At 71.3% G+C, this 12,905-nt stretch carries 13 protein-coding genes; 9 read left to right on the top strand and 4 right to left on the bottom strand.

Annotated elements, in window-relative coordinates:
• Positions 1 to 26: 26 nt before the first annotated feature.
• Positions 27 to 788: an ATP-binding cassette domain-containing protein gene (locus tag WFH23_RS04825; protein ID WP_090151932.1), complete on the top strand. Its 762-nt coding sequence runs from the start codon at positions 27 to 29 to the stop codon at positions 786 to 788.
• Positions 789 to 858: 70 nt separating this feature from the next.
• Here the strand turns inward: WFH23_RS04825 and WFH23_RS04820 are convergent, their stop codons facing one another.
• On the bottom strand, positions 859 to 2,130 hold the full coding sequence (locus WFH23_RS04820; RefSeq protein WP_336661757.1) for a glutamyl-tRNA reductase: 1,272 nt from the start codon (positions 2,128 to 2,130) through the stop codon (positions 859 to 861).
• Between the two features lie 114 nt (positions 2,131 to 2,244).
• Between WFH23_RS04820 and hemE the strand changes: the two genes are divergently transcribed.
• The 7 genes from hemE (at position 2,245) to WFH23_RS04785 (ending at position 9,740) form a co-directional block, all read left to right on the top strand.
• Positions 2,245 to 3,357, top strand: a complete 1,113-nt coding sequence (gene hemE / locus WFH23_RS04815; RefSeq protein WP_336661756.1) for a uroporphyrinogen decarboxylase — start codon at positions 2,245 to 2,247, stop codon at positions 3,355 to 3,357.
• Complete coding sequence (gene hemG / locus WFH23_RS04810; protein WP_336661755.1) at positions 3,347 to 4,768, top strand: protoporphyrinogen oxidase; 1,422 nt, start codon at positions 3,347 to 3,349, stop codon at positions 4,766 to 4,768. The genes hemE and hemG overlap by 11 nt, the downstream gene beginning before the upstream one ends.
• A gap of 25 nt (positions 4,769 to 4,793) precedes the next feature.
• The gene (gene hemC / locus WFH23_RS04805; protein WP_090151921.1) at positions 4,794 to 5,819 is read left to right on the top strand and encodes a hydroxymethylbilane synthase; all 1,026 of its coding nucleotides are present in this window, start codon (positions 4,794 to 4,796) and stop codon (positions 5,817 to 5,819) included.
• Positions 5,816 to 6,628 (top strand): uroporphyrinogen-III synthase, encoded by an 813-nt coding sequence (locus WFH23_RS04800; protein ID WP_336661754.1) that lies wholly within the window; start codon positions 5,816 to 5,818, stop codon positions 6,626 to 6,628. Before hemC ends, WFH23_RS04800 begins: the two co-directional genes overlap by 4 nt.
• Positions 6,625 to 7,611: a porphobilinogen synthase gene (gene hemB, locus WFH23_RS04795; protein WP_200332357.1), complete on the top strand. Its 987-nt coding sequence runs from the start codon at positions 6,625 to 6,627 to the stop codon at positions 7,609 to 7,611. Before WFH23_RS04800 ends, hemB begins: the two co-directional genes overlap by 4 nt.
• An 89-nt stretch (positions 7,612 to 7,700) precedes the next feature.
• A complete protein-coding gene (locus tag WFH23_RS04790; protein ID WP_336661753.1) occupies positions 7,701 to 9,056 on the top strand; it encodes a glutamate-1-semialdehyde 2,1-aminomutase in 1,356 nt (451 codons plus the stop codon).
• A 111-nt stretch (positions 9,057 to 9,167) separates the two neighbouring features.
• Positions 9,168 to 9,740, top strand: a complete 573-nt coding sequence (locus WFH23_RS04785) for a GNAT family N-acetyltransferase (RefSeq protein WP_090151909.1) — start codon at positions 9,168 to 9,170, stop codon at positions 9,738 to 9,740.
• A gap of 42 nt (positions 9,741 to 9,782) precedes the next feature.
• On the opposite strand, the gene purQ is transcribed toward WFH23_RS04785, so the two are convergent.
• The 3 genes from purQ to WFH23_RS04770 all read right to left on the bottom strand — a co-directional run bounded on the left by purQ (position 9,783) and on the right by WFH23_RS04770 (position 11,811).
• Positions 9,783 to 10,490 (bottom strand): phosphoribosylformylglycinamidine synthase subunit PurQ, encoded by a 708-nt coding sequence (gene purQ / locus WFH23_RS04780; protein WP_090151905.1) that lies wholly within the window; start codon positions 10,488 to 10,490, stop codon positions 9,783 to 9,785.
• Entirely contained in the window at positions 10,487 to 10,789 is a 303-nt protein-coding gene (gene purS, locus WFH23_RS04775) for a phosphoribosylformylglycinamidine synthase subunit PurS (protein ID WP_211649101.1), read from the bottom strand. The genes purQ and purS overlap by 4 nt, the downstream gene beginning before the upstream one ends.
• A 101-nt stretch (positions 10,790 to 10,890) precedes the next feature.
• Positions 10,891 to 11,811 carry a phosphoribosylaminoimidazolesuccinocarboxamide synthase gene (locus WFH23_RS04770; RefSeq protein ID WP_336661752.1) on the bottom strand — a complete coding sequence of 307 codons (921 nt, stop codon included), beginning with the start codon at positions 11,809 to 11,811 and terminating at the stop codon, positions 10,891 to 10,893.
• Between the two features lie 226 nt (positions 11,812 to 12,037).
• Between WFH23_RS04770 and WFH23_RS04765 the strand changes: the two genes are divergently transcribed.
• Entirely contained in the window at positions 12,038 to 12,886 is an 849-nt protein-coding gene (locus tag WFH23_RS04765; RefSeq protein WP_336661751.1) for an SRPBCC family protein, read from the top strand.
• The last annotated feature ends 19 nt before the right edge of the window (positions 12,887 to 12,905 follow it).

Raw genomic sequence — 12,905 nt, 5'->3', positions numbered from 1 at the left:
GTTCGCCGACCGAGAGGAGACCGCGCATGATCGCCCTCACGGGGGTCGAGAAGCACTACGCCGGGCACCGCGTGCTCGGCCCCATCGATCTCACCATCGAACGCGGCGGAGTCACGGCGCTGATCGGACCGAACGGGGCCGGGAAGTCGACCATGCTCACGATCATCGGGCGACTGCTCGACGCCGACTCCGGCAGGGTGACGATCGGCGACCTCGACGTGCGCGCTGCGAAGCCGCGCGAACTCGCGCGCGCGGTGTCGATTCTGCGCCAGGAGAACCATTTCATGTCGCGCCTCACCGTGCGGCAACTCGTCACCTTCGGGCGCTTCCCGCACTCCGCGGGACGACTCACCGAGGCCGACGCGCACGCCATCGCCTCCGCCATCGAATTTCTCGATCTCACGGCCATGGAGCATCGCTTCATCGACGAGCTCTCCGGCGGGCAGCGACAGCGGGCGTTCGTCGCGATGGTGCTCGCCCAGGACACGGACTACGTGCTGCTCGACGAGCCGCTCACGGGGCTCGACATGCGCCACGCCGTCTCGATGATGGCGCAGGTGCGAGCCGCGGCCGATGCGCTGGGCAAGACCGTCGTGCTCGTCATCCACGATGTCAACTTCGCCGCGGCGTACGCCGATCGGATCGTGGCGCTCGCCGAGGGCCGCGTGGTCGCGTCCGGTACGCCCGACGAGATCTTCACCCCGGAGGTGCTGCAGCGCGTCTTCGACACTCCCGTCGAGGTCGTCGAGCACGGCGGGGGGCGTATCGCGGTGTACTACCGCCCGTAGAGCTCGGACGCTGGGCGTGACGTCCCGGACGCGACCCGACGCGAGAGCGCGCGCGCCCCGCCCAGCGCGGTCAGGAGCGTTCGGCAGACTCCAGACCGAAGAGCGCGGAGAGCGCTTCGGAAGCCTCCGATGCTCGCCCCTCCCGGCCGAGCGACCGGATGCGCTTGGTGGGGGCGTGCAGCAGACGGCCGGTGAGGCGCCGCAGCGCCGCCTCGACATCGGCGGCAGTCGCATCATCCTCGTCGTCTCCGGCGCGACGGGCGCGGCACAACTCGTCTTCCAAGATCGCGTTCACATGGCCGCGCAGCGCGAGCAGTACCGGCAGGGTGTCGCGCTCCGCCTGAGATGCGCCGAACTCGACCGCAGCATCGTGGACGATCTCGAGAGCCTCGTGCTCGGTGCCGAGCTCGGTCACCGGAGCGTGCCGTGCGACAGTTTCGAGATCGAGCAGTTCGATGCCGTCGATGCGGGTGACGGCCGGGTCGATATTGCGAGGCATGCCGAGGTCGATGAGGAGGCGCGGCGAGACCGGCCTCGAGATCCCAGTCGTCGCCGTCGCGCCCGGTCCCCGGGGCGCGAAATCGGCCTCGGTGAGCAGTGGCTCCTCGGTTCGGCTGCACGCGATGATCACATCAGCGGCGTCGAGCGCGCTGCGCAGCTCCGCGGGATCGACGGGGGTGAGGTCGTGGCGCTCGGCGTACGCTGCCGCCCGGCCGGAGGGGGAGTGCACGCTGATGCGTTCGGCGCCCCGTGATCGCAGCGCCGCGATCGTCGCGCCGGCGTACGCGCCCGTGCCGATGAGCAGCACGCGGGCGTCCTGCCAGACGGGCACCCGGCTCTCCGCGAGCCGGAGGGCGAGACGCACGAGCGAGCGCCCCTGGGAGTGGATCTCCGTGCGGTGCTTGACGGTGCGCGACGTGCGCGTGGCCGTCTGGAAGAGGCGTTCGAGGTGGTGCGTCACCGTGCCGCGCTCGCGAGCGTCGACGTGGGCGCGGCGCACCTGCCCGGCGATCTCCTCCTCGCCGACGACCGCTGATTTGAGACCGGACGCAACGGCGAAGAGATGCTCGGCGGCGCGGTGATCCAACTCGACATCGACCGCCATGGAGAGCGATGACACCGGCACGCCGGCGACCTGCGAGATCAGTTCGACCATCGCCTCGCTCGTGTCCCGCCCGGCCTGCGCGTACACCTCGAAGCGGTTGCAGGTCGACAGCACCACGACGCCGTCGAGGTCATTCGACGCGGTCAGCGCCTCGGCGATCTCCGGGGTGCGCGCAGTGAGGCGCTCCAGCAGAGGGAAGGAGCACCCGCGGTGATCGAAGGAGAGGCACAGCAGCATAGATAATCGATACGTTTTCTGATCAGGGATTCGTGGTTGTTTCGCGCGGCATTTCGCTCGAATCTGAACACATCAGATGTGACACATCAGATCTATAAGCTAGCATCTCGACCGATGAACTTCCTCCCAGCTTCGCACCCGCTCGTCGACGGCCGAACGGGCGACGCGCCATTGATCCGAGCCCTGAGGGGCGACCGACCCGAGTCTACGCCGGTCTGGTTCATGCGCCAGGCCGGTCGCTCGCTGCCCGAGTACCGCGCCATCCGCGCCGACCACCGCATGCTCGATGCGTGCCTCACCCCTGAGCTGGCCAGCGAGATCACGCTGCAGCCCGTGCGTCGGCACGGCGTCGACGCCGCGGTGTTCTTCAGCGACATCGTCGTGCCGATGAAGCTGGTCGGGGTGGACGTCGATCTCGTCGCCGGCCGAGGGCCCGTGTTCGCGAATCCGGTGCGCTCCGCGGCTGACGTCGCACGGGTGCGCGAGGAGTTCACCCCCGAGCGGCTGCGGGCGGCGCTCGACCCGGTGCGCGACGCGGTGCGTCTGACCGCCGAGGCGCTCGGCAGCACACCGCTCATCGGCTTCACGGGCGCACCGTTCACCCTGGCCGCGTACCTCGTCGAAGGCGGTCCCTCGCGCGACCACCTGCGGGCCCGCACCCTCATGCACGCCGACCCCGAGACCTGGGCGTCGTTGCTCGACTGGGTCGCCGACCTCTGCGGCGTGTTCCTCGAAGCGCAGGTCGAGGCGGGCGCGAGCGCCGTGCAGCTGTTCGATTCGTGGGCCGGATCGCTGTCGCCTGCCGACTACCGCGATCGGGTCGCCCCCGCCTCTCGGCGCACGCTCGAGCCCGTGCGCCGGCTCGGTTACGCAGCGGGTGAGGGGTACGCGGCCGCGGCGCGCGCCGTCCCGATCATCCACTTCGCCGTCGGTTCCGGCCACCTGCTCGAAGAGCTGGTCGAGGTCGGCGTGGACGCGCTCGGCGTCGACTGGCGCACGCCGCTCGACGAGGCGAACCGCAGGCTCGGCGGCGCTTTCCCGTTGCAGGGCAATATCGATCCCGCGTATCTCGGTGCTGCGACCGACGTGCTCGAAGCCCACGTCTCCGATGTGCTGCGCCGGGGCCGCAGTGCGCCCGCTCACGTGCTGAATCTCGGTCACGGGGTTCCGCCGGAGACCGACCCCGATGTGCTCACCCGCATCGTCTCGTTCGCCCATGGAGCCTGACTCTCCCCGACCGCGCATCGCCGTCGTCGGCGGTGGCGTCTCCGGCTTGACTGCGGCGCGCGAGCTCGCCGTCGCGGGCGCCGACGTGGTCGTGATCGAAGGCTCCGAGCGGCTCGGCGGCCGCATCCGGGGCGCCGCGCTCGCCGGAACGACGATCGACATCGGCGCCGAGTCGTTCGCGACCCGCGGAGGCACCGTGGCCGAGCTGATCGACGAACTCGGCCTGTCCGACCAGGTCGTGCGGCCCGCGCCGCTCGGCTCCTGGGTGATCGACGGTGCGCGGTCAATCCCGCTGCCGGCCGCCGGGACCCTCGGGATCCCCGCCCAGCCGCTCTCCCGCGCCACCGTTCGCGCGCTGGGGATGCCGGGCGCACTGCGGGCCGCTGTGGAGCCGCTGCTGCCCCGAAGCGTCGGGAGCGAGGCCGGATCGCTCGCCGAGCTCGTGCGCGCGCGGCTCGGATCACGCGCCCTGCATCGCCTCGTACGGCCCGTTGCGCTCGGCGTGTACTCGGCCGACCCTGAGCGCCTCGGGGTGGCCACCGTGCCGGGGCTCGCCGCGGCCTACGCGAAGCGGGGAACGCTCATCGCCGCCGCTCGTGATCTGCGAGACGGCCAGGCAGCGGCGGGCGGAGCGGTCGCGGGCCTGCGCGGCGGGATGACGCAGCTGATCGACGGGCTCGAAGCCGACGTGCGGCGTCGCGGCGTCGCCGTGCTCCGAGGAACGAAGGCGCGGAGGATCGAGGCGCGCAAGACCGCTGCAGCGGGCGCCGGCACGTGGCTCGTGCTCGGCGATGACGATGCCGTGCTCGCAGCGGCCGACCGTGTCGTGCTCGCGGTGCCGGAGAACGTGGCTCGACGGCTCGTCGGCGAGACGGGTGCCGCAGGTCAGGCGACCGACCGCATCGAAGTCGTCGCGCTGGCCATCGATGATCCGAGGCTCGACCGTGCGCCGCGCGGCACCGGTGCGCTCGTCGCGCGGGACGCCGTCGGGGCCGGCGCGCGCCGTGAGAGCGGAGCGGCTCCGATCCTCGCGAAGGCGCTCACGCACGTCACCGCGAAGTGGCCCGAGCGTGCGCGCGAAGCAGGACCCGGCCGTCACATCGTACGCCTCTCGTACGGCCGGGCCGGCTCGGCACCGGAGACCGTCGGGCTCGATGATGCGGAGGTGCGTGGGATCGCCCGGTACGACGCCTCACGCATTCTCGGCGTCGATCTCCGAGCCGACACCGTCGTCGACCTCGTGCGGTGCACGTGGCGCATGGGCCGCCCCCCGGGATCGCGCGACGCTCGCCCGTTCACCGCTCCCGCCGGCGTGACGCTCGCCGGTGACTGGGTCAGCGGCACCGGCCTCGCGGCGATCGTGCAGGGGGCCCGCACCGCGGCAGCCGCCGCCCTCGCCGCCTCCCACTGACGAATCGAATCGAAAGACCTCTGAAATGAACGCATCGCTTCCCTCCCCGTCCGGCCGAGTCTTCCGGTCAGACGCGCCGCTCGCGCCCGCTCCCGGGCTGCTGCGCGTCGGAACGCGGGGAAGTGCTCTCGCCGTGTCGCAGACCACGATGGTCGCCGAGCAGATGGCGACCGCGACCGGCCTCGATGTCGCCCTGGTGATCATCACGACGCACGGCGATGTCACGCGCGCACCGCTCTCGCAGCTCGGCGGCACCGGCGTCTTCGTGAGCGCGCTCCGAGACGCCCTCCTCGCCGGTGAGTGCGACCTCGCCGTGCACTCGCTCAAAGACCTTCCGACCGGGGCGTGCGCGGGCATCTCGCTCGGCGCCGTTCCCGTTCGCGCCGATGCGCGCGACGCCCTGTGCGCGCGCGACGGTCTCACCCTCGCCGACCTGCCGGTCGGCGCGCGGGTCGGCACCGGTTCGCCGCGCCGCGCCGCGCAGATCCGCGCCCGCCGCTCCGACATCGACGTGCACGACCTGCGCGGCAACGTCGACACCCGACTCGGCCGCGTGGGGGTCGACCTCGACGCCGTCGTGCTGGCAGCAGCGGGACTCGATCGCCTCGGCCGCGCCGCCGCCATCACCGAACGGTTCCCCCTCACCGACGTTCCGGCAGCCCCCGGACAAGGTGCGCTGGCGATCGAGGTGCGCGCGGCCGACGCGACGACCGAGCCGTACATCGCTGCCCTCTCGGCTGTCGACGACGCCGAGGCCCGGGCGACGGCGCTCGCCGAGCGGTCCTTGCTCGCAACGCTCGAGGCCGGCTGCGCCGCACCGATCGGGGCGTGCGCCGAAGTGACGGGCGACGAGCTGCGGCTGCGCGCTGTCGTGTATCGCGTCGACGGATCGGAGCAGTTGACCGCCGAGGCCTCGCTTCCGTGGAGCACGACCGCGCCGGACTCCGGGGTGCCGGTGCCTGAGGTGCCGGCCGAACTCGGGCGTCGGGTCGCGGCCGAGTTGCTCGCGGCAGGAGCGGCCGATCTCGCGCCGCTCGGGGGCCGTGCATGACCGACGCCGACCGCGCCGGGCTCGCCGGCGTCCGGGTGCTCATCACGCGCGGCGGCGCCGCGGGTGAGCGCGACGCTGCAGAGGTGCGGGGCCTGGGCGGGGAGCCGCTGCTCGCCCCGCTCACCGACATCGCACCCCCTGCAGACTCCGGTCCGCTCCGCGATGCCGCGGCCGCATGGAATCGCGGCGACTACGACTGGCTGCTGATGACGAGCGCGAACGCTGCCGACGCATTCGCTGCCGCGGGGGCCCGTGCCCTGCAGAGCGACACCCCTGCCGCGTCGTCGGCCCGCATCGCGGCCGTTGGCCCGGCCACGGCTGACGCGCTCCGGGCGCACGGCCTCGACCCCGATCTCGTGCCTCCTGCCGACTACTCGGCCGTCGGTCTCGCAGCCGCGCTGCTCGAACTCCCGCTCGACGGCTCCCTGCGGTTCCTCCTCCCCGTCTCGAAGCTCGCCGATCGGACGTTGGAGACGGCGCTCCAGGGCGCGGGCCACCGCGTCGATCGCGTGACGGCCTATCGCACGCTGCCAGCCCCCCGGGATACCGCGATCGAGGAGCACGTCGCCAGAGGTGAGATCGACGTGATCCTCGTGCTCAGCGGGTCGGGAGCGCACGAGGTCGCCCGGCGCTTCGCCCCGCTGCCCCCGGGCGTGCGCCTCGCAGCGATCGGCGCCCCATCAGCGCGCGCGCTCGCGGAGCACGGACTGGTCGCCGATATCGTCGCCGAACCGCACACCGTCTCGAATCTGCTCGATCGCGTCGCGCTCACATCGTTCCCGAGTACCTCCGGAGGTAGCCCAGCATGATCCCCACCGTTCGCCCCCGCCGGCTCCGCACCAGCCGAGCGATGCGCCGTCTCACCGCAGAAACCCGTCTCCATGCCGCTGACCTGGTACTGCCGCTCTTCGTCCGCGAGGGCATCGCCGAGCCGCAGGCCATCTCCTCGATGCCCGGGGTCCACCAGCACACTCTCGACTCCCTGCGCCGAGCCGTTGCCGACGCGGCGGAGGCCGGGGTCGGTGGAGTCATGCTGTTCGGCGTGCCAGAGGTGCGCGACGCGGTCGGCAGCGCGGCCGACGACCCCGATGGCATTCTGAACGTCGCGACGCGCGCAGTCGCCGAAGAAGTGGGCGACGCCCTCGTCGTGCAGACCGACCTCTGCCTGGACGAGTTCACCGACCACGGCCACTGCGGGGTGCTGCGCGTCACATCGAGCGACAGCGATCAGATCGTCGTCGACAACGACGCGACGCTCGAGCGCTACCGGGACATGGCGCTCGCTCAGGCGGCCGCCGGGTCGGCTCTGCTCGGGCTCTCGGGCATGATGGACGGGCAGGTCGCCTCCGTCCGCGACGCCCTCGACGCGAACGGCTTCTCTGACACGGCGATCCTCGCCTACTCCGCCAAGTACGCGTCCGCCTTCTACGGACCGTTCCGCGAAGCGGTCGACTCGCAGCTCGTGGGCGACCGGCGCACCTACCAGCAGGATCCCGCCAACCGCCGCGAGGGGCTGCGCGAGGCCGAGCTCGATCTCGCAGAGGGCGCTGACATCGTCATGGTGAAGCCCGCAATGAGCTACCTCGACGTGCTCGCCGACGTCGCGGCCGTGAGCCCGGTGCCCGTGTGGGCCTACCAAGTGTCGGGGGAGGCTGCGATGATCGAGGCGGCCGCGGCGAACGGCTGGATCGATCGCGAGCGCGCCATCGAGGAGGCGGTGGTGAGCATCAAGCGCGCCGGCGCCGACACGGTGCTCACGTACTTCGCCACCGAGCTCGCTCGTCGCATCTGACACCGCCCGCTGGCCTTCGCCCGAGTCTCCCGAGCTCGCCCGCCGATGCTGAGCTCGCCCCACCGCACCCGAATCGCAGGATGGAACCCATGAACGCACACCTGATTCCCCACCCAGATGCCTCCGGCAGCGCCGCCCTCTCCGAGCGTGCCGCTCGCGTGATTCCCGGCGGGGTGAACTCGCCGGTGCGCGCCTACGGGTCGGTCGGGGGCACGCCGCGATTCGTCGTATCCGGCTCTGGCCCCTACGTCACCGATGTGGACGGCAACGAGTACGTCGACCTCGTGGCCTCCTGGGGGCCGGCGCTTCTCGGGCACGCGCACCCCGCGGTCGTCGACGCCGTGCAGCAGGCTGCCGCACGCGGCCTCGGGTTCGGTGCTTCGGTTCCTCAGGAGGCCGAGCTCGCGGAAGAGATCATCTCCCGGATGCCCGTGATCGAGCGCGTGCGCCTCGTCTCGACGGGAACCGAGGCGACGATGACGGCGATCCGCATCGCCCGCGGTGCCACCCAGCGTCCGCTCATCATCAAATTCGCCGGGCACTACCACGGGCACTCCGACGGACTGCTCGCGGAGGCGGGCTCCGGGCTCGCGACTCTCGCGATGCCGGGGTCGGCCGGCGTCACAGCCGAGACCGCCGGGCAGACGCTCGTGCTGCCCTACAACGATTTGGCCGCGCTCGAGGCGGCTTTCGCCGAGCACGGGGATCGCATCGCTGCGATCATCGCCGAGTCCGCCGCAGCCAATATGGGCGTACTGCCGCCGATGCCGGGGTTCACCGAGGCGATGATCCGGCTCGCGCACGCCCACGGCGCACTGGTGATCCTCGACGAAGTGCTCACCGGGTTCCGCGCCGGACCATCGGGGTTCTGGGGCATCGAGCAGGATCGCGTCGCCGCCGGCGTCGCACCCGACCTCCTGACCTTCGGCAAAGTCGTCGGCGGCGGGCTTCCCCTCGCCGCGCTCGGAGGGCGCGCCGACCTCATGGAGCTGCTCGCGCCGCTCGGACCGGTGTATCAGGCGGGCACGCTCTCGGGCAATCCTCTGGCCGTCGCGGCCGGCCTCACCACGCTCCGCCATGCCGACGCCGACGCCTACGCTCGGCTCTCGCACGCCGCGGACGTGCTCACCGGAGCCGTGACCGCGGCTCTCGAGGAGGCTGGGGTGCCGCATCGCGTCCAACGCGCAGGCACCCTGTTCAGCGTGCTCTTCGGCGACTTCCCGTCGGCGCCGCGCGGTTACGCCGAGGTGCAGCGCCAGCACGTCGGCGCGCATCGTGCGTTCTTCCACGCGATGCTCGAGCGCGGGGTGAACCTGCCGCCGAGCGCGTTCGAGGCGTGGTTCGTGACCGCGGCGCATGATGACGTCGCTCTCGCCCGCATCATCGAGGCTCTCCCCGACGCGGCGCGCGCAGCAGCCGGAGCCTCGGGAGCAGACGCGCGCTGAGCCTTGCGCAGGGCTGGCGCCCAGCCCTGGACCCAGCCGTGCGCTGAGCCGTGCTCGTCCGGCGCGACCGGCGCCGTGCGCGCACCTCGTGGAGAGGAGTAGGCTTCCGGGGTGCAAGAAACGATCACGATCCGGCGCGTGAGCCCCGACGAGTACGCCTCGGTGGGCGCGATGGTGCGGGCGGCCTACGAGGGCGACTACACGCTGAACGACGAATACCTCGCTGAAATCGAGGACGTCGCCGGGCGCGACCAGATCTCCGAGGTGCTCGTCGCCGTCGACCGTGCGAGCGGTGAGCTGCTCGGCTCGATCACGGTCCCCCTCCCGGGCGAGCGGCTGATCGAAGACACCGAGGAGAACGAGTTCGACGTGCGTCTGCTCGGCGTCTCGCCAGCGGCTCGCGGGCGAGGCGTCGGCAGAGCCATCATGCGGCATGCAGCGGGTCTGGCCCGGACGCGAGGGCTCGACCGGGTCGTGCTGCACACCGGCGAGCAGATGGTCGCGGCCCAGCGCCTCTACGAGCGCCTCGGATTCGTGCAGATTCCTGAGCGCGAGTTCACCATCGAACGCGAGATCGGCCCGTTGCGCATCCTGTCGTACGGCCTCGACGTCGGCCACTCGGACGAGTCGCCGTCGAACGGCCCGATCGGGGTCGTTCTCGGGGCACCGCGAGGGCAGCGATAGCCCGGATCTCGACCCCCATCGCGGGGTGAGGCCGAGTCGCGCTCAGGCCGCGCGAGCCACCAGCGCTTCGACGGCGCTCTCGAAGAAGCGCAGACCATCGATGCCGGATCGCATCGCTTCCGGCGTATCCGGCCCGAAACCCGCTTCGACGGCGTGCTCGGGGTGCGGCATGAGGCCGACCACGTTGCCCCGCTCGTTCGAGAGCCCGGCGATGTCGTTGAGCGACCCGTTGGGGTTCACGCCCGCGTAGCGGAAGGCGACGAGACCTTCGCCCTCGAGGTACTTGAGCGTCTCGTCGTTCGCGATGTACCCGCCGTCGCCGTTCTTCAACGGGATGACGATCTCCTCGCCCGGCTGGAAGCGATGCGTCCACGCCGTATCCGCGTTCTCCACGATCAGCTTCTGATCGCGGCGGATGAACTGCTGGTGGGCGTTGCGAATGAGCCCCCCGGGCAGCAGGTGCGACTCGACGAGCACCTGGAAGCCGTTGCAGATTCCGAGCACGGGGAGGCCGCGGTTCGCGGCGGCGACGACCTCGGTCATGATCGGCGAGACCGCGGCGATCGCGCCGGGGCGCAGGTAATCGCCGTAGCTGAAGCCGCCCGGAAGCACGATCGCCTCGACATCCTGCAGATCGTGATCGGCGTGCCAGAGCGCGACGGGTTCGCCGTCGGCGCGGCGGATCGCGCGCTGCGCGTCACGGTCGTCGAGGGAACCGGGGAAGGTGACGACCCCGATCCGCGGCATCAGCGAGCCTCGCCCGCGAGCGCGTCGGCGGCGGGTGCGTCGGCGGAGACCTGCACGCCGTCGACGCTGATCGCGACGACGTCTTCGATCACCCCGTTCGACAGGATGTCGTCTGCGACCTGGCGCACCTCGGCGAGCACGGCGTCGGTCACCTCGCCGGCGACCTGGAACTCGAACCGCTTTCCGATGCGCACGTTCTCGAACTTCTCGTGGCCGAGACGAGCGAGCGCCCCCGTGGTGGCCTTACCCTGCGGGTCGAGCAGCTCGGCCTTGGGCATGACATCAACGACAATCGTGGGCACCCGGGATCTCCATTTCTCGTGGTGAAGCTACTGCATATTCTCGCACGGATCACGCTCAGCCCCGCGCGGAAGGCGGCACGAGGCGCAGGGCCCCGATCTGCTCAGACCGCGACGGGCGCGAAGGGGGGTTCGCCGCCGGTGAGCCGCACGTACAGTTCGCGGTAGCGGTCATAGGTCTCCGCGACGATCTCATCGGGCAGTGCGGGTGGCGCGCCTGTCTGGTCCCAGTGCTCCGACAGCCAGTTGCGCACGATCTGCTTGTCGAACGAGGCGAGGCGATCCTGCCGGGAACGCGCCGCGTCGTGATACGCCGAGGCGTCCCAGTACCGCGACGAGTCGCTGGTGAGTACTTCATCGGCGAGCACGAGTGACCCCGTGAGCGGATCGCGGCCGAACTCGAACTTCGTATCGGCGAGCACCACGCCGCGCCCGGCAGCGAGATCGCGTGCTGCGGTGAAGATCTGCAGCGAGGCATCGCGCAGGGCGGCCGCGGCCTCCGGCCCGACGAGCTCGACGCTGCGCTCGAACGTGATGTTCTCGTCGTGCTCCCCGAGCGGCGCCTTGTAGGCGGGTGTGAAGATCGGGCGGTCGAGCAGATCGCCGTCGTCGAGGCCGCTGGGCAGTTCGATGCCGCACACCGCTCCGGTGCGCTGGTACTCGGCGAACCCCGACCCGGTGAGAGCTCCGCGCACGACGCACTCGATCGGGTACATCTCGAGCCTGCGGGTGAGCATCGCGCGGTCGGCGACTTCCGCCGGCACCGCCGGGGCGTCGGATTCTTCGGCGACGAGATGGTTCGGGAGATCGATGCGCGCGAACCACCAGTTCGACAGCGCCGTGAGCAAGGCCCCCTTCCCGGGGATCGGCGGCTCGAGAACGTGGTCGAACGCGCTCACGCGGTTGCTCGCGACGACGAGGAGGTGCGCATCCGAGCCGTCTGCGGGGGTGTACAGGTCGCGAACCTTGCCGGAATAGATGTGGCGCCAACCGGCGAGCTGCGTGGGGGCGGGAAGAAGGGTCACCCGTTCATTCTCGCACTGCGCGCACGGCTCATGGTGTCGTGAGGCGCGGGATGGCAGGATGCCTGCCCACGCCCCCCATTTCCGCAGCAATACCACGACAGGCACCCGATTGGAACCTGGATGTCAGGGGGTGCGGTTACGCTCTGTAGAGAGACGGAAACTCGCGCGTGCGCTGAGCTTCCGGTTGCCGGTCGGAATGACCGGCGCGAGCGAGATGAGGAGAACTATGATCCCGCTGGGGCCCGTGGTGGCGCGAAGTCGAGTGGGCGTCGCGCGAGCTGCTGCCTGGACGTTTCTCGCAGAGCAGCATCGCCGCTCGGAGTGGTGGCCCGAGCTGCAGCTCGAGCCTCATGTGGGTGGCACCGTCGCCGAGCGGTGGTCCGAGGGCGAGGGCGACGCCGCTGTCAGCCGCGACGCCTCCGGCACCGTCGACGTCTGGGTCGAGGGCCACGCCGTCGGCTTCACCTGGCGCGAAGCAGGCGACGAGCGAGACACCGCCGTGCTCATCACCCTGCGCACGCAGGGGGTCGACACGGGCATCACGGTGACCGAGACGGGGTTCGACGCGCTGCCTGCGGCGAGCGAGCGGGCGGCAGCCTCCCAGGAGGGGTGGCAGGTGCTGCTGAACGATCTGGTGACGGCGCTCGAAGCCGCCCAGGCGGCCGGTGCATTCGGTGAGCGGGGGACGCCCGCAGCCGGTGCGGGCGAGCTCGAGGTCGTCGAGCCCGAGGTCGTCGGTGAGATCGATGAGGCTGCCGAGCCCGTCGATCAGGTGGACGCCGCCGACGAGATCGAGCTCGAAGCCGAGCCGACGGTGGGCGACCACCCCGAGCTCGAGACCGGCCCAGTGGCCGTGGTCGCTGGAGCAGACGACGCAGCATCCGGCGCGCCACTCGATCTCGACGAGACGATTCAGATCGACCGCGCGCAGCTCGACGCCGCGCTGGCCCAGCCCGGGGAGTCCGTCGGCGATGCGGGGGAGATCCCCGCGAACGAGGGAGACGCAACGGCGGAGCAGCGCCGCGCTGAGCGGCCCGACGAGCCCGACTTCGACACGCTGATCCGCGGCAACTGACGCGGCTCGCCGAACGGGC

Source organism: Leucobacter sp. USHLN154, from assembly GCF_037145595.1.
In the GTDB taxonomy this organism is placed as follows: Bacteria; Actinomycetota; Actinomycetes; order Actinomycetales; family Microbacteriaceae; genus Leucobacter; species Leucobacter alluvii.
This window is presented reverse-complemented; position numbering and strand designations above follow the sequence as displayed.